At 67.9% G+C, this 18,220-nt stretch carries 18 protein-coding genes; 13 read left to right on the top strand and 5 right to left on the bottom strand.

Translation table 11 applies throughout. From position 1 onward, the window contains the following. The first annotated feature begins 123 nt into the window (after positions 1 to 123). On the top strand, positions 124 to 1,815 hold the full coding sequence (locus ABEA07_RS14395) for a type IV secretory system conjugative DNA transfer family protein (RefSeq protein ID WP_345538659.1): 1,692 nt from the start codon (positions 124 to 126) through the stop codon (positions 1,813 to 1,815). Positions 1,816 to 1,851: 36 nt separating this feature from the next. Here ABEA07_RS14395 and ABEA07_RS14390 read toward each other — a convergent pair whose 3' ends face one another. The 4 genes from ABEA07_RS14390 to ABEA07_RS14375 are packed head-to-tail and all read right to left on the bottom strand — an operon-like array spanning position 1,852 to position 5,794. Beyond that, positions 1,852 to 2,628, bottom strand: a complete 777-nt coding sequence (locus tag ABEA07_RS14390; RefSeq protein ID WP_345538658.1) for a glycosyltransferase family 2 protein — start codon at positions 2,626 to 2,628, stop codon at positions 1,852 to 1,854. After that, positions 2,595 to 3,392: a lysophospholipid acyltransferase family protein gene (locus ABEA07_RS14385; protein WP_345538657.1), complete on the bottom strand. Its 798-nt coding sequence runs from the start codon at positions 3,390 to 3,392 to the stop codon at positions 2,595 to 2,597. The genes ABEA07_RS14390 and ABEA07_RS14385 overlap by 34 nt, the downstream gene beginning before the upstream one ends. 15 nt (positions 3,393 to 3,407) lie before the next feature. Continuing rightward, positions 3,408 to 4,439, bottom strand: coding sequence for a chorismate transformation FkbO/Hyg5 family protein (locus ABEA07_RS14380; RefSeq protein WP_345538656.1), 1,032 nt, complete (start codon positions 4,437 to 4,439; stop codon positions 3,408 to 3,410). Beyond that, the gene (locus ABEA07_RS14375; protein WP_345538654.1) at positions 4,436 to 5,794 is read right to left on the bottom strand and encodes an NAD(P)/FAD-dependent oxidoreductase; all 1,359 of its coding nucleotides are present in this window, start codon (positions 5,792 to 5,794) and stop codon (positions 4,436 to 4,438) included. Before ABEA07_RS14375 ends, ABEA07_RS14380 begins: the two co-directional genes overlap by 4 nt. 170 nt (positions 5,795 to 5,964) lie before the next feature. Between ABEA07_RS14375 and ABEA07_RS14370 the strand changes: the two genes are divergently transcribed. Genes ABEA07_RS14370 through rng form a run of 8 tightly spaced genes read left to right on the top strand, consistent with a single transcriptional unit; the run spans position 5,965 to position 12,793 of the window. Next, positions 5,965 to 6,690 (top strand): YebC/PmpR family DNA-binding transcriptional regulator, encoded by a 726-nt coding sequence (locus tag ABEA07_RS14370; protein WP_345538653.1) that lies wholly within the window; start codon positions 5,965 to 5,967, stop codon positions 6,688 to 6,690. A 25-nt stretch (positions 6,691 to 6,715) separates the two neighbouring features. Further along, entirely contained in the window at positions 6,716 to 8,008 is a 1,293-nt protein-coding gene (gene purD, locus ABEA07_RS14365; RefSeq protein ID WP_345538652.1) for a phosphoribosylamine--glycine ligase, read from the top strand. A 7-nt stretch (positions 8,009 to 8,015) separates the two neighbouring features. Then, entirely contained in the window at positions 8,016 to 8,930 is a 915-nt protein-coding gene (gene hemF, locus ABEA07_RS14360) for an oxygen-dependent coproporphyrinogen oxidase (RefSeq protein WP_345538651.1), read from the top strand. Further along, the gene (gene nadD, locus ABEA07_RS14355; protein WP_345538649.1) at positions 8,921 to 9,529 is read left to right on the top strand and encodes a nicotinate (nicotinamide) nucleotide adenylyltransferase; all 609 of its coding nucleotides are present in this window, start codon (positions 8,921 to 8,923) and stop codon (positions 9,527 to 9,529) included. The genes hemF and nadD overlap by 10 nt, the downstream gene beginning before the upstream one ends. Beyond that, the gene (gene rsfS, locus ABEA07_RS14350; protein ID WP_345538648.1) at positions 9,529 to 10,185 is read left to right on the top strand and encodes a ribosome silencing factor; all 657 of its coding nucleotides are present in this window, start codon (positions 9,529 to 9,531) and stop codon (positions 10,183 to 10,185) included. Before nadD ends, rsfS begins: the two co-directional genes overlap by 1 nt. Further along, positions 10,182 to 10,649, top strand: a complete 468-nt coding sequence (gene rlmH, locus ABEA07_RS14345; RefSeq protein ID WP_345538647.1) for a 23S rRNA (pseudouridine(1915)-N(3))-methyltransferase RlmH — start codon at positions 10,182 to 10,184, stop codon at positions 10,647 to 10,649. The genes rsfS and rlmH overlap by 4 nt, the downstream gene beginning before the upstream one ends. Further along, on the top strand, positions 10,646 to 11,254 hold the full coding sequence (locus ABEA07_RS14340; RefSeq protein WP_345538646.1) for a Maf family protein: 609 nt from the start codon (positions 10,646 to 10,648) through the stop codon (positions 11,252 to 11,254). Before rlmH ends, ABEA07_RS14340 begins: the two co-directional genes overlap by 4 nt. Before the next feature lie 15 nt (positions 11,255 to 11,269). Further along, entirely contained in the window at positions 11,270 to 12,793 is a 1,524-nt protein-coding gene (rng, locus tag ABEA07_RS14335) for a ribonuclease G (RefSeq protein ID WP_345538645.1), read from the top strand. Between the two features lie 21 nt (positions 12,794 to 12,814). On the opposite strand, the gene msbA is transcribed toward rng, so the two are convergent. After that, positions 12,815 to 14,599 carry a lipid A export permease/ATP-binding protein MsbA gene (gene msbA / locus ABEA07_RS14330; protein WP_345538643.1) on the bottom strand — a complete coding sequence of 595 codons (1,785 nt, stop codon included), beginning with the start codon at positions 14,597 to 14,599 and terminating at the stop codon, positions 12,815 to 12,817. Positions 14,600 to 14,744: 145 nt separating this feature from the next. Between msbA and tolB the strand changes: the two genes are divergently transcribed. The 4 genes from tolB to ABEA07_RS14310 are packed head-to-tail and all read left to right on the top strand — an operon-like array spanning position 14,745 to position 18,177. After that, a complete protein-coding gene (gene tolB / locus ABEA07_RS14325) occupies positions 14,745 to 16,061 on the top strand; it encodes a Tol-Pal system beta propeller repeat protein TolB (RefSeq protein ID WP_345538810.1) in 1,317 nt (438 codons plus the stop codon). Between the two features lie 25 nt (positions 16,062 to 16,086). Further along, on the top strand, positions 16,087 to 16,602 hold the full coding sequence (pal, locus tag ABEA07_RS14320; protein ID WP_345538642.1) for a peptidoglycan-associated lipoprotein Pal: 516 nt from the start codon (positions 16,087 to 16,089) through the stop codon (positions 16,600 to 16,602). After that, a complete protein-coding gene (gene ybgF, locus ABEA07_RS14315; protein WP_345538641.1) occupies positions 16,599 to 17,354 on the top strand; it encodes a tol-pal system protein YbgF in 756 nt (251 codons plus the stop codon). Before pal ends, ybgF begins: the two co-directional genes overlap by 4 nt. Positions 17,355 to 17,364: 10 nt before the next feature. Then, on the top strand, positions 17,365 to 18,177 hold the full coding sequence (locus ABEA07_RS14310; protein ID WP_345538639.1) for a tRNA threonylcarbamoyladenosine dehydratase: 813 nt from the start codon (positions 17,365 to 17,367) through the stop codon (positions 18,175 to 18,177). Positions 18,178 to 18,220: the final 43 nt, after the last annotated feature.

Genomic DNA, 18,220 nt, shown 5'->3' with positions numbered 1-18,220 from the left:
GCAGAATAGGGGCAAAACGCCGATTCTGTAAATACTTCGATTTACATACCGTTGGCGTCGCAAAGAAGAAAGCTACCGGCCAGGAACCAGCGGCCGGCCGATCTGAGAGGGGTGAATCGAAGCATGTCGCCAAGCCTGCTCACGCGCTTCATCGGCAACCGTTCGTTCGTCTTCATGCGGCTGAGGCAGTGGACGATCGCCATGGCGGCGGTGGCCATCGCCGCGGCGCTCGCCGGCATGACCCGGTACCGGCCGCACGTTTATTGGGTGAGCGCGGCGATCGTGCTGGGCTGCGCCTTCTTTCTGGTGATGGGGGAGGTGGGCCGCATCGGGCGCGCGCATCGCTTCAGGATGCTGCCGCCGGGGCGAGGATCCCTCGGCCATCGGCAGGCAAGCGACAACCATCGCCTGGCCGCCTTGTCGGAGCTCTTCGCCTGGCGGTGGAGCCACTGGCCCGGCGCCATCCGCTACGGCACGGTGCTGCACGAGCACAGGATCTTCGGCTTTCCCTCCGGGCTCATCGTCGCGGGGCCGAAAGGGGACCCGCGCCATGCCGTGACCATCGCCGGCGCGCGAAGCGGCAAGGGGCGGGCCATGCTCGTTCCCAACCTGCTGGAGTACCAGGGGTCGGCGCTGGTGATCGATCCCAAGGGCCAACTGGCCGCCATCACTGCCAATGCGCGCGGCAAGGGCTCCAGCCGGGTGACGCAGTTTCTCGGCCAGGACGTTTTTCTGATCGATCCCGAGAACATCGTCAAGGAGCACCCGGTCAAGTCATCGTTCAACCCGATGAGCGACGTGGTGGAGTCCAACCCGATGGCCTTGCGCTTCGCGAAGATCATCGCCGAGTCGCTCGTCCCCCAGACCTCCGGCGGCGATGCCTCGGCCGAGTACTTCCAGACCCAGGCCCGCATGCTGCTGACGGCCACCATCCTTCATGTAGCGACCGTCGAGCCGGAAGACCTGCGCCACCTCGTCCACGTGCGCCATCTCCTGACAGTCGGCGACATCGACGGCCTCGCCGTGCTCGAGTCGAGCGCGTCGCAGGCGGGCATTCTCTGCCCGGCGGCGGATGGCGTGGAAGCCTTGCTCATTTTCATGTCCGAGAACGATGCGTTCCGAGGTGAGATCCAGGGTGTGGCACGGGCGCTGCAGGGCAAGGGCTCGGACGAGCGGGGCGGCGTCCTGGGTGTGCTCGCCAACGCTCTGAGCTTCATCGGGACCCCCGGCATCCGCGAACTGCTGGATGGTTCGGCCGGCCCGCCGCTGGAACTGCGCGCGCTGCGCGAGCGGCCCACCACGGTGTACGTGTGCCTCAGCAATACCGCGCTGCAGCGCGAGGACCGGGGCCTGATGCTGATGCTGCTGGAGCTGACCACCGTGACGCTCGAGCGCGAGCCGCGTCGCAAGGGCGACTGGCCGGTGCTCATCGCCATGGACGAATTCTTCTCGCTGGGCTACCTCAAGACCATCGACATCGGAATCGGCGCCTTCGCGGGCTACGGCATCCTGCTCTGGCCGGTCGTGCAGTCGGTGACGCAACTGCAGCAGCACTATCCGAAGACGTGGCAGAACCTGCTGGCGAATTGCCGGGCGCAGCAGTACTTCGGCCAGCTCGATCCTGAAACGCACGAGTACCTTTCGCAGCGCATGGCGGGCATTTACTCGAAGGTGGATTTGTCGTCGAGCTTCTTCGCCCTCGAGGAACGGCGGCAGATCGTGACCTTCGCCGACCGGCCTGCCTGCCTTCTGCAACTGACCTACTACGACGAGGAATACGGCAAGAACAGGTACGACATCGATCCGTACCTCTAGGGCGCCGATGTCGTTTGACCGTCGACCGGCGCGCCCTCAGCGCTGAAACGGCGGCGCCCGCCTCAGCCGCCGCCACAGCAGCGCAGGCAGCCTGAGCACGAACTCGATCATCAGCCTGGTATGCATCCACGTGAGCAGCGCGTTGTCACGCAGGTAGTTGAAATGCGAGACGCCGCCTTCCTCCGCCGTGAGGTACTTCACCGGCGCATCGATGTTCACCGGCTTGACGCCGCGCCAGGCCAGGCGGACCACCGCCTCGGTGTCGAAGTCGAAGCGGCGCATCCAGGGCTGCCGCGACATGACGGCGATCAGCTTTTCCACCGGGTACACGCGAAAGCCATAAAGCGAATCGCCGATGCCGGCGAAAAGGGTCTCCAGCTGGGTCCAGCTGTTGGACACCTTCCGCCCTCGCACCCGCAGCAGGGGGGCCGAGGCATCGAAGACGGGGCGGCCGAGCACCATGGTCTCCGGCCGCGCCTGCGAGGCCTGCATGAATGCGGGGATCAGGTCCGCGGGATGCTGCCCGTCCGAATCCATGGTGAGCACGTGCGTGTACCCGGCCTCCTGCGCCGCGCGCAGGCCGTGCAGCACGGCCGCGCCCTTGCCCTGGTTGCGCGGCAGCACCCACACGCGCAGGCCGGGATCGTCGGCCGCCATCTGCTGCAGCCGTTCCCCGGTGCCGTCGGTACTGCCGTCGATCACCACCCAGACCGGATTCCATTGCGCGCGCGCCGCGCTCACGGTGGAGAACAGGCGCTCGCCCGTGTTGTAGCTGGGGATCAGGACAAGGTGGGTGCGCGAGACTGCTGGCATTCGGGCTGCGCGTCGGTGGCGCGCTGTTCCAGGGGGTGTCGGAAGTACTGTTCGATCTCGGCCAGCAATGCGTTGCTGTCCTGTTGAGGCGCGAAGCGTCGGCCCAGCCGCAGCGTGAAGACGATCGGCAGCGGCGGCAGGCGCCACAGCGGCCAGCCCTTGGCGAGGTAGGGCGAATCGGTGTCGATGAAGACGGTCTGGATCGGCGCCTGGGCCAGCTTGGCGATCAGGGTGACGCCGGGGCGGAAGGCGTTGAGCGGCGGCGTGACCGTGCGCGTGCCTTCGGGAAAGATCACCAGCTGGCCGCCCGCCTTGAGGTCTTCCACGGCCAGCTTGATCATGGTGCGGGCCGAGTCGTTGCGGATGTAGCGCGCCAGGCGCGCGCCGGCGCCGAGGAAGATGTTGCGCATCAGGTCGGCCTTCATGATGCAGGCGCTGCGCGGCAGGCGCGCGACCAGCAGCAGGGCGTCGAGCATGGTGGGGTGGTTGGCCACGAAGATCAGCCCGCGCTCGTGGCGCAGCGCGTCCAGGCAGCGCGCATCGATGCGCATCATGCCCGCCGCGGAGGCGCCGGCCCAGAAGGCACGGTAGGACCAGGCGATCACGGCGCGGCCGAGCGCGCGGCCCGTGCGCTCGGGGAGCACGGGATAGAGCAGCATCGCCACGAGGTTCCACGACAGGGAGACGCCGCCCAGCACCAGCAGCAGGGCGTAGAGCAGCAGGGCGAGCGGAATGGCAGCGATCCAGCGCAGCAGGCGCATCATGGCCGACCCATGCGTTCAGCCGCCCAGCGCGCCGCCGGCAACGGCATGGGCTTCGATCTCCACCAGCAGGTCCTGGCGGCAGACGTCCGCCTGCAGGAAGACCGCGTGATGCATCGTGTGGGAGGCGTCGCCCAGGTGCTGGGCCAGGATCTCGCGCACGACCGGCGCGTCCGCCACGTGGCGGACGTAGACCACGGCGTCGATCGCATCGAGCGTGAAGCGGGCGGTGCCGCGCTGGTTGGCGGCGGCGATCACGGCCTCCAGGTTGCGCAGGGTTTCCGCGGTCTGGGCCCGCACGTCGCCCCGGTGCACGGTCTCGTGCCCGACGATGCTGGCCGTGCCGGAGATGAAGAGCGCCACGTCGCCGCCGCCGATCTCGGCCAGGGCGGCGCGCGAGAAGGTGGGCGAGCGCGGGCCGTAGGCGGGCGGGTAGTGGTAGGCAGAGACCTGCCGCGGGTTTTCCACGGGCAGCGGCGCGACGCGGCCCGCCAGGAAGCGGATGCACAGTGCGCCCTGGTGGATGCCCAGCGCGCAGGCCGCGGGCGCTCCCTCGAAAGCCGACTGGCCGGCCTCGACGAACGCCTCCTGGCGACCCAGGTTGAACTGGCGGTAGCGCTCCAGGCCGCCGCCATCGGCGTTGATGCGCGGCAGGTAGTTCCAGATGCGCAGGAGGTGGGTGCACCCCGTCTGCGCCAGCGACTGGAACAGGTCGCGGTAGGCGCGGTGGGCGAGTTCGCTCAGGCCCGCGCCCTCGACCGTCTCGTCGAGGTCGATGGCGCCCAGCATCCAATGCCCGTCGCAACGCCAGCGCACCACGCCGGTGGTGCCCGACTCGACATGCTCGCTGGCATGCCAGACATCCGCCATGGCGCCGGCGCCCGACAGCACGCGGGCGTTGACGGTCGGCATCCAGGCCAGCTGATCGGGTGTGCCGTAGCCGAGGGCGCCGAAGGGCGGGTGGCCGCCCGGGGGCAGCGCCAGGCTTTCGGAGAGCGACAGCCGCTCGACACGCAGGGGCGGCACCCCGTTGAAGTCGCGCGCGCTCACCGGACGTCAACCACGTTTTCGCCGGCCAGCGGGCCCAGGTCTCGGATGTTTTGGCGTCTGCGCCGCCAGGCCAGCCAGGTGCGGCGCGGGTGGCCGGCCGAGACCAGGTAGTACAGCGTCTTGAGCACGCGCAGCGAGCGCCAGATCGGCGTCTTCCCGTAGATGTCGCCGGCCAGGAGGGACAGCAGGGCTTCTTTCACGCGGAAGGGGTTCTCCGGGTACATGAAGAATTCGCGGATGGTGGGATTGGTCACTCGGAAGATGAACCAGGAAAATTCGCGCGGGCCCTTGCGCATGTAGCGCTCGAAACGTTGGCGGGCGGCTGCGGCTTCGGCCGGGCGGTCGAGCGTGGCGGCCACCACGCCGACGCCTTCGAAGGCGCTGTGCATGGCCAGGTAGACGCCCGACGAGAACACCGGGTCGATGAAGGTGAAGGCGTCGCCCAGCATCAGGTAGCGCTCGCCGCTGCAGTGGGTGCTGGTGTAGGAGTAGTTGCCGGTGGCGTAGACCGCATCGTCCACCAGCGTGGCCTTCGACAGGCGCGCCTGCAGCTCGGGGCACAGCGCGATGGTGTCGGCGAAGAATTCCTGGAGCGGCTTCTTGCGTGACTTGAGGTAGTAGGGCCAGCACACCGCGCCCACGCTGGTGGTGCCGTCGGCCAGCGGGATGTACCAGAACCAGCCGTGCGCGAACCAGAAAATGGTGATGTTGCCCTCGAGGCGGCCCGGCAGCCGGTCGGCGTTGCGGAAATGGCCGAAGAGGGCCGAGCTGTTGTGCCGCGGGTTCTTCTGCTTGGCCTTGAACTTGTTCGACAGGAAGGTGTCGCGGCCGGAAGCATCGAGCACGAAGCGGGCGCGCCAGCGGCGGGTGCTGCCGTCGTCCTGCTTCGCGGTGACGGTGGCGCCTTCGGCGTCGAACTGCACGTCGCGCACGCGGCAGCCCTCGATGGCCTGCGCACCTCTGGCGGCGGCGTTGCGAAACAGGATCTCGTCCATCTCCGAGCGGCGGACCTGCCAGGCATAGGGCATGGTCTTGTCCCACGCATCGCCGAACTCGACCATGGTGGCGTGGTCATGATCGGGCGAAACGAACTCGACGCCCCACTTGGGCATGCCGATGCGCTCGATGTCCTGGCGCAGTCCGAGGCGGTCGAACAACTGCACGTTGGCCGGCAGCAGCGATTCGCCGATGTGGAAGCGGGGATGGTGTTCCTTTTCGAGCAGAACCACCTGGCGGCCCTGCTGCGCCAGCAGCGCAGCCGCTGTCGAGCCGGCCGGGCCGCCGCCGATCACCAGCACGTCGCAGGGGGTCGGCGCGTCGGATTCGGCAGGGGCTGTTGTCGTAGGTGTATTCATGCGCTATGGGGAATGGGTTGCCGGACGCTGCCCTTGCGGGACATGGCGCATCGGCGGCGGATTATCCCAAAAAGCATTCATGCTCCTGCTGTAGGACACGCGGCCGTCCTGCGCGCCAGAAGTAAACTCGCCACCTGCTTTTGAAATACGAGATCGCGAGATAACAAGCCATGGCCGGACACAGCAAGTGGGCAAACATACAGCACAGGAAGGGCCGGCAGGACGAGAAGCGCGGCAAGCTCTGGACCCGTGCCATCCGTGAAATCATGGTCGCCGCCAAGGCCGGCGGCGGCGATCTGAGCGCCAACCCCCGCCTGCGCCTGGCGGTCGACAAGGCCAAGGCGGTCAATCTGCCGGCCGACACCATCAAGCGCAACATCGACAAGGCGACCGGCAACCTCGAGGGCGTGAGCTACGAGGAAATCCGCTACGAAGGCTACGGCATCGGCGGTGCCGCCATCATCGTCGACACCATGACCGACAACCGCGTGCGCACGGTCGCCGAAGTGCGGCATGCCTTCGGCAAGCACGGCGGCAACATGGGCACCGAGGGCTCGGTGTCCTTTCAGTTCAAGCATTGCGGGCAGATCGTCTTCGCCCCCGGCACCAGCGAGGACAAGGTGATGGAAGTCGCCCTCGAGGCGGGCGCCGAGGACGTCGTCACCGACGAGGACGGCGCGATCGAGGTACTGAGCTCTCCTGGCGACTTCGAGGCGGTGCGCAATGCGCTGGAAGCCGCCGGCCTGAAGCCCGAGGTGGCCGAGGTCACGATGCGTGCAGAGAACACCATCGAGCTGGCCGGCGAGGACGCTGCGAAGATGCAGAAACTGCTCGACGCGCTCGAGGACCTGGACGACGTGCAGGATGTCTATCACAACGCCGCGCTGTCCGAATGAGGATGGCGCCCATGAAAGCCTGCGAATGAAGGTACTGGTGATCGGGGGAGGGGGCCGCGAGCACGCATTGGCGTGGCGCCTGGCCCAGGCCGCGCGCGTGAGCCGCGTCTACGTCGCGCCAGGCAACGGCGGCACCCGCGGAGACGGACGCTACGAATGCATCGACATCTCCGAGCCTGCGGCGCTGCGCGCCTGGGCACAGAAGGAGAAGATCGCCCTGACGGTGGTCGGGCCCGAGGCCCCGCTGGCGGCCGGCGTGGTCGACGAGTTCCGTGCGCACGGGCTGCGCATCTTCGGACCGACCAAGGCGGCAGCCCAGCTGGAAAGCTCCAAGGCCTTCTCCAAGGCCTTCATGAAGCGCCACAAGATCCCCACGGCGGAGTACGAGACCTTCACCGATGCGGCTGCGGCGCATGCCTATGTCGACGCCAAGGGCGCGCCCATCGTCGTCAAAGCCGACGGCCTGGCTGCCGGCAAGGGCGTGGTGGTGGCCATGACCGCCGAGGAGGCGCACGAGGCCATCGACTTCATGCTGGTGGACAACAAGCTCGGCATCTCTCACAACGAGGGCGGGGCGCGCGTCGTGATCGAGGAGTTCCTGCAGGGCGAGGAAGCCAGCTTCATCGTGCTGTGCGACGGCGTGAACGTGACCGCGCTCGCCACCAGCCAGGACCACAAGCGCCTGCTGGACGACGACCAGGGCCCCAACACCGGCGGCATGGGCGCCTACTCCCCGGCGCCGGTGGTGACGGCCGAGGTGCATGCGCGGGCGATGCGCGAGATCATCCTCCCGACCATCCGCGGCATGGAGAAAGACGGCATCCCGTACACCGGCTTTCTGTATGCCGGCCTGATGATCGATTCGGCCGGCCACCCCAAGACGCTGGAGTTCAACTGCCGCATGGGCGACCCCGAGACCCAGCCGATCATGATGCGGCTGAAGTCCGACCTGTTCGAGGTGTTCTGGCATGCCACCGACGGCACGCTCGACCAGATCGAACTCGACTGGGACCGCCGCGTCGCGCTGGGCGTGGTGATGGCAGCGCACGGCTATCCGCTGTCGCCGCGCAAGGGCGACCGCATCAACGGCATCCCCGTTGAGGCGCCGGATGCCGTGGTCTTCCATGCCGGCACGGTGCTGGAGGACGGCGAACTCAAGACCAGCGGCGGCCGCGTGCTGTGCGTCACGGTGCTGGCCGACAGCGTCAAGCAGGCGCAACAGCGCGCCTACGCGGTGGCGGCGCGCATCCACTTCGATGGTGCCCAGTACCGCAAGGACATCGGGCACCGCGCCGCGCAGGCGCGCGCGCAAGGCTGAGACGCGGATGGGCGACGATCCGAAAGCCGTCGGCGACTACCTGCGCGGGCTGCAGCAGCGCATCATGGCTGCGGTCGAGGCGGCGGATGGCAAAGCCTGTGTGCGTGACTCCTGGGAGAAAGCGCCCGGCGAGCCGCTGCAGGGCAGCGGCCTGACCTGCATTCTGGAGCAGGGTGAATTGTTCGAGCGCGCGGGCTGCGGCTTCTCGCAGGTGCGCGGCCCGAAGCTGCCGCCGTCGGCCACCCAGCACCGGCCCGAACTGGCCGGTGCGCCCTTCGAGGCCATGGGTGTGTCGCTGGTGTTCCATCCGCGCAACCCCTATGTGCCCACCGTGCACATGAACGTGCGCATGCTGGCGGCGCTGCCGGCCGGCGGCGCGCCGGTCTGCTGGTTCGGCGGCGGCATGGACCTCACGCCCTACTACGGCTTCGAGGAGGACGCGGTGCATTTCCACCGCACCTGCCGCGATGCGCTGGCGCCCTTCGGCGAGGACAAATACCCGCGCTTCAAGACCTGGTGCGACGAGTATTTCTTCCTCAAGCACCGCAACGAGCAGCGCGGCGTGGGCGGCGTCTTCTTCGACGATTTCGCCGAGCTGGGCTTCGGGCGCAGCTTCGCCATGCTGCGCTCGGTGGGCGATGCCTTTCTGCCGGCGTACCTGCCGATCGTCGAGCGCCGCCGCGGCATGGCGTGGGGCGAGCGCGAACGCGCCTTCCAGCTCTATCGGCGCGGGCGCTACGTCGAGTTCAACCTGGTCTGGGACCGTGGCACGCATTTCGGGCTGCAGTCGGGCGGGCGCACCGAATCGATCCTGCTGTCGATGCCGCCACAGGCCAGCTGGGCTTATCGGCGCGAGCCGGAGCCCGGGACGCCCGAAGCGGCGCTCTACAGCGATTTCCTCCCGCGCCGCGAATGGCTCTGACCCGGCAACGGACCGGCGTCTTCGGCGGCGCCTTCGACCCGCCTCACAACACGCATGTCGGCCTGGTGCAGGCTGCGCTGGCGCAACTGGGCCTGGCCGAGCTGCGCATCTTTCCGACCGGCGATGCCTGGCACAAGGAGAGGGCGCTGAGCGCCGGCGAGCACCGCCTCGCGATGGCGCAGCTTGCTTTCGGCGGCCTGCCGGGCGTGGTTGTCGACGACCGCGAACTGCGCCGCGCCGGCCCCACCTACACCCTCGACACGTTGCGCGAGCTGCACCAGGCGCGTCCTGCGGATGAGCTGGTGCTCGTCATGGGCGCCGACCAGGCCGCTTCGCTGCCCCGATGGCACGGCTGGCGCGACATCCTGGGCATGGCCGTCGTCGCCGTGGCGCAGCGGCTGGGGGCGGGCGCTTTCGACCCGGCCTTGCTGCCGGCGCTCCCGCCCGGCGCCCGTTTCGAAACGCTCGCGATCACGCCCGCGGACACCAGCGCCACAGACATCCGCGCGCAAGCCGGGCGGGGACGGGACCTTTCCCTGCTGGTTCCCCCCGCCGTTGCACGCTATATTGACCAACACCACCTCTATCGAACCCCCTGATGAGTACTGAAGCCGCCGCCAAGAAAGACACCCAGAAACTCCAGAGAGCCATCGTCGATGGCCTCGAGGACGTCAAGGCGCAGGACATCCAGGTCTTCGACACCGAGCATCTCTCGCCTTTGTTCGAGCGCGTGATCGTTGCCTCGGGCACCTCCAATCGCCAGACCAAGGCCCTGGCCGCCAGCGTGCGCGACGCCGTGCGCGACGCCGGCTTCAACAAGCCGCGGGTGGAGGGCGAGGAAAACGGTGAATGGATCATCGTCGACTGCGGCGCCGCGGTGGCGCACATCATGCAGCCGGCCATCCGCCAGTACTACCACCTCGAGGAGATCTGGGGCGACAAGCCGGTGCGCATGAAGCTCGGCGCGGCCAAGCCGGTGGCCGCGAGGTCGGCCGAGGAGACGGCGCCTGCGGCCCCCGCCCGGAGCCCCTCGCTCAAGCGCAGCAACGCCGCGAAGACGGCACATCGCGCGGCGGATTCGGCCGCCAAGCCGAAGCCGGCGGCCAGGAAAACCGCTGCCGGGAAGAAGCCTGCGGCGAAGAAGGCCCCGGTCAAGACCGTGGTCGTGAACAAGGCGCCCGCGAAGACGGCCGCCGCCAAGAAGGCGACCCCGGCCAAGAAGGCGCCGCGCAAGACCACCACGGCACGCGCATGAAGCTGCTGGTGGTCGCGGTCGGGCAGCGCGTGCCCGACTGGGCACAGACCGCCTGGGACGACTACGCCAAGCGCTTTCCGCCCGAACTCAAGCTCGAACTGCGGGCGGTCAAGACCGAGCCGCGCGGCTCCAAGACCCTGGAAACGCTGTACGCCGCCGAGTGCGAGCGCATCGAAGGCGCGATCGCCAAGGGCATGCGCATCGTGGTGCTGGACGAGCGTGGCACCGCGCTGACCACCAAGGCGCTGGCGGCGCGGCTGCAGGCCTGGCAGGGGGAGGGCGATGACGTGGCGCTGGTGATCGGCGGGCCCGACGGGCTGGACCCGGCCTTCAAGGCGGCGGCGCACGAGCGCATCCGATTGTCGGACCTGACGCTGCCCCATGCGATGGCGCGCGTGCTGCTGGTCGAGCAGCTCTACCGTGCCTGGTCGGTCAATGCCGGCCATCCGTACCACCGCGAATGAAAGAAGACGCCTTCATCTACCTCGCCTCGCAGAGTCCGCGGCGAGCGCAATTGCTCGGCCTGCTGGGCGTGCACCACGAACTGCTGCTGGCCGGACCCGATGAGGATGCCGAGGCGCTGGAGCACGTGCTGCCCGGCGAATCGCCCACCGCCTATGTGCAGCGCGTCACGGCGCTCAAGCTCGATGCCGCGGTGGCGCGCCATCGGCGGCTCGGCCTGCCGCCGGCGCCGGTGCTGTGCGCCGATACCACCGTCGCCTTCGGCCGCACCATCCTCGGCAAGCCCGAGAACCGCGACGACGCGCGGCGCATGCTGGCGATGCTGTCCGGTCGCACGCACCGGGTGCTGACGGCGGTCGCTCTGCAGCACGGGCGCCGCCGCCATGCGGCGCTGAGCGTGTCCAGGGTGCGCTTCGCCGCGGTGGATGCGCGCCGCATCGCGGCCTACGTAGCCAGTGGCGAGCCGGAGGGCAAGGCCGGCGCCTATGCGATCCAGGGCCGCGCCGCGGCCTTCGTCGAACACATCAGCGGCTCGCATTCGGGCATCATGGGGCTCCCGATGTTCGAGACGGCCGAGCTGCTGCGCAAGGCCGGATTCGCGCTCTAAGCGGGCAGATACAACATGCAAGACATCCTGATCAACTGGTCTCCGCAGGAGACTCGCGTCGCGGTGGTGGAGCACGGCGCCGTGCAGGAGCTCCATGTGGAGCGCACGCTGGAGCGCGGGCTCGTCGGCAACATCTACCTGGGCAAGGTCTCGCGCGTGCTGCCCGGCATGCAGTCGGCCTTCATCGACATCGGGCTCGACCGCACCGCCTTCCTGCACGTCGCGGACATCGTGGCGCCGTTCACCCCGGGATCGCGGCCGAGCGCCATCGCGGAGCGCGACGGCCGCAACCCGAGCGCGGTGGTGCCGATCGAGAAGCAGGTGTTCGAAGGGCAGTCGCTGCTGGTGCAGGTGATCAAGGATCCGATCGGTACCAAGGGGGCGCGCCTTTCGACCCAGATCAGCATCGCGGGCCGGCTGCTGGTCTTCCTGCCGCAGGACAACCACATCGGCGTGTCGCAGAAGATTCCCTCCGACCTGCGCGAGTCCCTGCGGTCGCGCATGCAGGCGCTGATCGAGGCCGCCGCCGCCGCCAATGCCGGCGGCGCGGTGCCCGAGGCCACCGGCGGCTTCATCCTGCGCACCAACGGCGAGGACTCGAGCGATGCGGAGCTGGCGGAGGACATCGTCTACCTGCGCAAGGCGTGGTCGCGCATCCGCGAGCTCTCGACGCGCATGCCCCCGCTGTCGCTGCTGCACCAGGACCTGAGCCTGCTGCAACGCGTGCTGCGCGACCTGACCACCGAGGACACCCAGACCATCCGCATCGACTCGCGCGAGCAGTTCGACGCGCTGCTGAAGTTCGGGCTCGAATTCATGCCGAAGGCGGCCGGCAAGCTGCAGTTGTACAAGGGCGAGCGGCCGATCTTCGACCTGTATTCGGTCGACGAGGAGATCGCGAAGGCCCTGGGCCGCCGCGTGGACCTCAAGTCCGGCGGCTACCTGGTGGTGGACCAGACCGAGGCGCTCACGACCATCGACGTGAACACCGGCGGCTACGTCGGCGCGCGCAACTTCGACGACACCATCTTCAAGACCAACCTGGAGGCCGCGCAGGCCATTGCGCGGCAGCTGCGGCTGCGCAACCTGGGCGGGATCATCATCGTCGACTTCATCGACATGGTCCGCGACGACCACCGGGACCAGGTGCTGGCCGAGTTTCGCAAGCAGCTCTCGCGCGACCGGGTCAAGACCACGGCCGGCGGCTTCTCTCAGCTGGGGCTGGTGGAGATGACGCGCAAGCGCACGCGGGAGTCGCTGGCCCACATGCTTTGCGAGCCTTGCCTGGCCTGCGGTGGGCAGGGCATCGTCAAGACGGCGCGCAGCGTGGCCTACGACGTGCTGCGCGAGATCCTGCGCGAAGCCCGGCAGTTCACGCCGCGCGAGTTCCGCATCGTGTCGTCGCCGCAGGTGATCGAACTGTTCCTGGATGAAGAAAGCCAGCACCTGGCGGGCTTGAGCGACTTCATCGGCAAGCCGATCTCGCTGCAGGCGGAGCCGGCGATGGGGCAGGGGCAGTACGACATCGTCCTGCTTTGACTCGCCTCAGGGCCCGGGCGCTCAAAGGCTGGGCTCTTCGCCCTCCGGTGCTACCCGCACCGCATGCGCCTGCAGCCGCGCATACAACCCATCCTGTGCGATCAACTGCGCATGGCTGCCTTGCTCCACCACACGCCCATGGTCCATTACGACGATGCGGTCGGCATGCTGGATGGTCGAAAGCCGGTGCGCGACGATGAGAGTGGTGCGGCCCCGCATGAGCCGCTGCAGGGCCTCCTGCACCAGGCGCTCCGATTCGGTGTCGAGCGCGGAGGTGGCCTCGTCCAGCAGCAGCACGGGCGCGTCCTTGTAGAGCGCGCGCGCGATCGCCAGGCGCTGGCGCTGGCCGCCGGACAACTGGGTGGCGTTGTGGCCCAACACCGTGTCGATGCCGTGCGGCAGTCCTTCGACATGCACGGCCAGGTTGGCCGCCTCCACGCAGGCCAGCACGCGCTCGCGCTCGACCTCGGCGCCCAGGGCCACGTTGGCCGCCAGCGTGTCGTTCAGCATCACCACATCCTGGCTGACCATCGCGAACTGCGAGCGAAGGTTCTTGAGCTGCCACTGGCGCACGTCGTGCCCGTCCAGCAGCACCTCGCCCGCACTGGGCAGCACGAAGCGCGGCAGCAGGTTGACCAGCGTGGTCTTGCCCGAGCCCGAGGGACCGACGAAAGCGACCACCTCGCCTGGCACGATGGACAGGGTGACGCCATCCAGGGCGCGTGCCTCGTCCGCGCCGCGGTAGTTGACGCAGACCGAGCGCAGCTGGATGTGCCCCGCCACCCGCTCGGCCTGGTAGCTGCCCTGCGGCTCCGGAGCGACTTCGTCGATCAGCGCCAGCCCGCGCTCCAGCGCCGCGAGCCCGCGGGTGATGGGGCTGGTCATATCGGCCAGGCGGCGGATGGGTGCGATGAGCATCAGCATCGCCGTGATGTAGGCCACGAAGCCGCCGACCGTGAAACCCTGCTTGCCGCTTTGCCACAGCGCGATCATCACCACCGCCGAGAGCGCGACCGCGGCGACGATCTGGGTCAGCGGCGTGGTCGCGGCGGAGGCGATGGTGGACTTCACCGCCAGGCGGTTGAGGTCATGGCTCAGCCGCTCGAAGCGCCGGATCTGCCCGGCTTCGGCATTGTGCAGGCGCACCATGCGGTGGGCGAGCACGTTCTCCTCGACCACGTAGGCCAGTTCGTCGGTTGCCTTCTGGCCGAGTTGGGTGAGGCGATAGAGCCGCTTGGAGAAGGCCTTGATGATCCAGGCCACGCCCGGTGCCAGCACGCCGACGATGAGGGTCAGCTTCCAGTTGAGGTAAATCAGGTAGAGCAGCAGGGCCACCAGCGTGAAGCCGTCGCGCGAGAGGCCAAGCAGGGCCTGAACCAGCAGCATCGCGCCGGTCTGCACTTCGTAGACAACGGTGTTCGACAGCGAACTGGCCGATTGCCGCGAGAAGAGTGCGAGTTCGGCCGTGAGCAGGCGCTCGAACAGCACGCTGCGCAGCCGCTGCATGCCCTCGTTGGCGATGCGCGCAAGTGCGTACTGGGAGACGAATTGCGCCACGCCCCGTACCGCGAACAACAGGATCACCGCAGCAGGGATGGCCCAGAGCGGCAACTGTCCGCGGTTGAAGCCGCGGTCCAGCAGCGGCTTGAGCATGGCGGCCATCAAGGGCTCGGTCAAGGCCGCGATCAACGCGCCGCTGAGGCCGAGGGCCCACCACCGCCGTGCGCCTCCGAACCAGGCCATGAGCCGTGCGAGCCGGCGCGTCAAAGGGGGGCGCGCCGTCTCGGCGGCGGGGGAAGGCTGCATGGCGGCGCATTCTACGGTCGTGCCTTTTGTAGGACCGGGCCGGCACATACACGTTTTGTGACGGATGCTGCATTGCAGTGTGTACCATGTGGCCTCGTTTCATCCGGGGCAGGAAACTAAATTCCCGGAAAGCTCTCCGAACCGCATGAAAAAGCAGTTGCAAGAATTCCCCCCAACCCCTTCTTCATCGTTCTTCTCTCGCCGCATCCTTGTCGCGGCACTGGCTGCCTCCCCTCTCGTTCCCGCCCTGGCCCAATTCCGGGTGGAAGTCTCGGGCGTAGGCCTGACGCAGCTGCCGATCGCGCTCGCCCCGTTCCGAGGTGAAGACGCTTCGCCCCAGAAGATCTCGGCGATCGTGCAGGCCGATCTGGAGCGCAGCGGGCAGTTTCGTGGTGTCGATGCCAGCGGCCAGGCCCTGGATGAAAGCTCGCGCCCCGACCTCAGCCTGTGGCGCCAGCGCACGGCCGATTCGCTGGTCGCCGGGAGCGTGACTCGCCTGGCCGACGGGCGCTTCGACGTCAAGTTCCGCCTCTGGGACGTGGTTCGCGGGCAGGACCTGGGTGGCCAGAGCTACACCGTGCCGCAGGGCGATCTGCGCCTGGCGGCGCACCGCATCTCCGACTACGTCTACGAGAAACTGACCGGCGAGAAAGGCATTTTCTCGACGCGCATCGCCTACGTGACCAAGGGTGGCGGCCGCCACAACCTGTGGGTTGCCGATGCGGATGGCGAGAACGCGCAAGCGGCGCTGGCGAGCCCCGAGCCGATCATCTCGCCCGTGTGGTCGGCCAACGGCTCGCAGCTCGCCTACGTGTCCTTCGAGTCGCGCAAGCCGGTGGTGTATGTGCATGCGGTGGCCAGCGGGCAGCGGCGCCTGGTCGCCAACTTCAAGGGCTCCAACAGCGCTCCCGCGTGGTCGCCCGACGGCAGTACCTTGGCAGTGACACTGAGCCGTGACGGCGGTTCGCAGCTCTACACCATTCCCTCGAGCGGCGGCGAGCCGCGACGCCTGACCCAGAGCAACAGCATCGACACCGAGCCGGTGTACTCGGCGGACGGCAGCACCATCTACTTCGTGAGCGACCGCGGCGGCGCGCCCCAGATCTACAAGATGGGTGCCAGCGGCGGCAACCCGACGCGGGTGACCTTCAACGGGTCCTACAACATTTCTCCGTCCGTCAGCGCCGATGGGCGGTGGTTGGCTTACATCTCGAGGGTGGGGGGCGCCTTCAAACTCCATGTCATGGAACTTGCGTCCGGCAACGTCACGGCACTGACCGACACCTCGGCCGACGAGAATCCCAGTTTTGCACCCAATAGCAAGTTGATCCTGTACTCGACGCGAGTAGGGGGGCGTGATGCGCTGATGACCACCACGCTCGACGGAAAAATAAAGGCAAGACTGGCGGGGCAGGCAGGAGACATCCGTGAACCGGACTGGGGTCCGTTTCAAAAGCAATGAATGAAATCAACCTGAGGAGTTCGAAATGTTAAGACGTACGATTTATTCGCTGGCCATCGTGGCGCTCATCGCCGGGTGCTCGTCCGGCACCAAGCTCAACGATGCGCCGGTGGTGGATCGCACTGGCGGTACGGGATCCGGCGGCGCCGCGAGCGGCGTGGCACCGGTGACCATCGATCCGAATGCGCAGACCGCGCAAGGGCCGGTGGGCGTGGCGCGCATCGTCTATTTCGATTTCGACAGCTACACCATCAAGCCCGAGTTCCAGTCTCTCATCGATGGCCATGCCCGTTTCCTGAAGGCCAACACGCAGCGCCGCATCGCGATCGAGGGCCACACCGACGAGCGCGGCGGCAGCGAATACAACCTCGCGCTCGGCCAGAAGCGTTCCGAGGCCGTGCGCCGTGCGCTGGTGCTCCTGGGCGTGTCCGACAACCAGATCGAGGCCGTGAGCTTCGGCAAGGAAAAGCCGGCTGCTCAGGGCACCGGTGAGCAAGTGTGGGCGCAGAACCGCCGCGCCGAGATCACCTACCGTCGATGAATCGCTTCGGATCTCCGCTGCGCGGTGCGGCCCTTGCCGCATGGGTCCTGTGCGCCTCCTTTGGCGCGCAGGCCGCGTTGTTCGAGGACGATGAAGCCCGGCGTGCCATCCTCGACCTGCGCCAGCGTGTCGAGACGCTCCGCCAACAGGCCGAACAGCGCCAGAACGACGAGAACGCGCAACTGCGGCGCAGCCTGCTCGAACTGCAGACGCAGATCGAGCAGATGCGCGGCGAGCTGCAGCGCATGACGGGCCAGAACGAGCAGCTCACGCGCACGATCACCGAGATGCAGCAGCGCCAGGGCGAGATCGACAGCCGCCTGAAGCAGAGCGAGCCGTCGAAGGTCACCGTCGACGGGCGCGAGTTCACGGCCGATCCGCGCGAGAAGGCTGATTTCGAGGCCGCGCTGGGCATCTTTCGTGGCGGCCAGTTCGCGCAGGCGCAGACCGCCTTCGCCGAGTTCGTGAAGCGCTATCCGCAGAGCGGCTACAACGCCTCGGCGCTGTTCTGGCTCGGCAATGCACAGTACGCCACTCGCAATTACAACGAAGCGATCGCCAATTTCCGTTCGATGCTGTCGCTGGCACCTGACCATGCGAAGGCACCGGAGGCGGTTCTGTCGATCGCCAATTGCCAAATCGAGCTCAAGGACACGCGCGCGGCGCGCCGCACGCTGGAAGATCTGACCAGGACCTATCCGCAGTCGGAGGCGGCGCAAGCAGGACGCGAGCGCCTCTCACGCCTGCGTTGATGGAGCCCGCTTGAGCGCCGCCGCTGCGATCGCCGATCCCGGCGAGGCCGACCTGGTCCGTCGATTCGGGGGACTGGAGCGGCTGTATGGTGTGCCCGGCGCAGCCCGCATCCGGGCCGCTCACGTGCTGGTGGCCGGTATCGGCGGCGTGGGCTCCTGGACGGTCGAGGCGCTGGCGCGCAGCGGGGTGGGGCGACTCACCCTGATCGACATGGACCACATCGCCGAGTCGAACATCAATCGCCAGATCCACGCGTTGGACACCACGGTTGGCCAAGCCAAGGTCGAAGCCATGCGCGAACGCATCGCGCACATTCACCCGGGCTGCAAGGTGCTGGCGATCGATGATTTCGTCGAGCCGGGCAACTGGCCTTCGCTGCTGGCGAGCGCAGAGGCCGCCAACGGTCCCGTGGCGGCCGTCATCGATGCCTGCGACCAGGTGCGCGCCAAGCTGGTGATGGCCGAGTGGGCGCGCCAGACGGGCGTGCGCTTCGTCACCGTGGGCGCGGCGGGCGGCAAGCGGCTTGCGCACCAGGTCGACATCGACGATCTCGCAGCGGTGACGCACGACCCCCTGCTGGCCCAGCTGCGTCAGCGATTGCGCAAGGAGCATGGTGCACCGCGCGAAGGCAGGAAGATCGGCGTGCAGTGCGTCTTCAGCCGCGAAAGCGTCGCGGTGCCCGATGCTTCCTGCGGCGTCGATGCCGGGGACGGATCGCTCAACTGCCACGGCTACGGCTCGGTGGTAAGCGTGACGGCCACCTTTGGGCAATGCGCGGCGGGGTGGATTCTGGATCGGATCGCGCGCGAGACAACGCTATAATTGTGGGCTTTGCCGACATCGCCGGCAAAAGAAGAAGAATCGG

Source organism: Variovorax defluvii (genome assembly GCF_039541515.1).
Classification (GTDB): domain Bacteria; phylum Pseudomonadota; class Gammaproteobacteria; order Burkholderiales; family Burkholderiaceae_C; genus Variovorax; species Variovorax defluvii.
The sequence above is the reverse complement of the archived record's forward strand: the minus strand, read 5'-3'. Positions and strand labels throughout refer to the sequence as shown.

What these genes read in the sequence shown, in the direction of transcription:
- rng (WP_345538645.1), top strand. Translation starts at nt 11,270, where the DNA reads ATGCAAGACATCCTGATCAACTGGTCTCCGCAGGAGACTCGCGTCGCG.
- ABEA07_RS14395 (WP_345538659.1), top strand. Translation starts at nt 124, where the DNA reads ATGTCGCCAAGCCTGCTCACGCGCTTCATCGGCAACCGTTCGTTCGTC.
- nadD (WP_345538649.1), top strand. Translation starts at nt 8,921, where the DNA reads ATGGCTCTGACCCGGCAACGGACCGGCGTCTTCGGCGGCGCCTTCGAC.
- hemF (WP_345538651.1), top strand. Translation starts at nt 8,016, where the DNA reads ATGGGCGACGATCCGAAAGCCGTCGGCGACTACCTGCGCGGGCTGCAG.
- ABEA07_RS14340 (WP_345538646.1), top strand. Translation starts at nt 10,646, where the DNA reads ATGAAAGAAGACGCCTTCATCTACCTCGCCTCGCAGAGTCCGCGGCGA.
- pal (WP_345538642.1), top strand. Translation starts at nt 16,087, where the DNA reads ATGTTAAGACGTACGATTTATTCGCTGGCCATCGTGGCGCTCATCGCC.
- ybgF (WP_345538641.1), top strand. Translation starts at nt 16,599, where the DNA reads ATGAATCGCTTCGGATCTCCGCTGCGCGGTGCGGCCCTTGCCGCATGG.
- rlmH (WP_345538647.1), top strand. Translation starts at nt 10,182, where the DNA reads ATGAAGCTGCTGGTGGTCGCGGTCGGGCAGCGCGTGCCCGACTGGGCA.
- ABEA07_RS14370 (WP_345538653.1), top strand. Translation starts at nt 5,965, where the DNA reads ATGGCCGGACACAGCAAGTGGGCAAACATACAGCACAGGAAGGGCCGG.
- purD (WP_345538652.1), top strand. Translation starts at nt 6,716, where the DNA reads ATGAAGGTACTGGTGATCGGGGGAGGGGGCCGCGAGCACGCATTGGCG.
- tolB (WP_345538810.1), top strand. Translation starts at nt 14,745, where the DNA reads ATGAAAAAGCAGTTGCAAGAATTCCCCCCAACCCCTTCTTCATCGTTC.
- ABEA07_RS14375 (WP_345538654.1), bottom strand. Translation starts at nt 5,794, where the DNA reads ATGAATACACCTACGACAACAGCCCCTGCCGAATCCGACGCGCCGACC.
- msbA (WP_345538643.1), bottom strand. Translation starts at nt 14,599, where the DNA reads ATGCAGCCTTCCCCCGCCGCCGAGACGGCGCGCCCCCCTTTGACGCGC.
- rsfS (WP_345538648.1), top strand. Translation starts at nt 9,529, where the DNA reads ATGAGTACTGAAGCCGCCGCCAAGAAAGACACCCAGAAACTCCAGAGA.
- ABEA07_RS14390 (WP_345538658.1), bottom strand. Translation starts at nt 2,628, where the DNA reads ATGCCAGCAGTCTCGCGCACCCACCTTGTCCTGATCCCCAGCTACAAC.
- ABEA07_RS14385 (WP_345538657.1), bottom strand. Translation starts at nt 3,392, where the DNA reads ATGATGCGCCTGCTGCGCTGGATCGCTGCCATTCCGCTCGCCCTGCTG.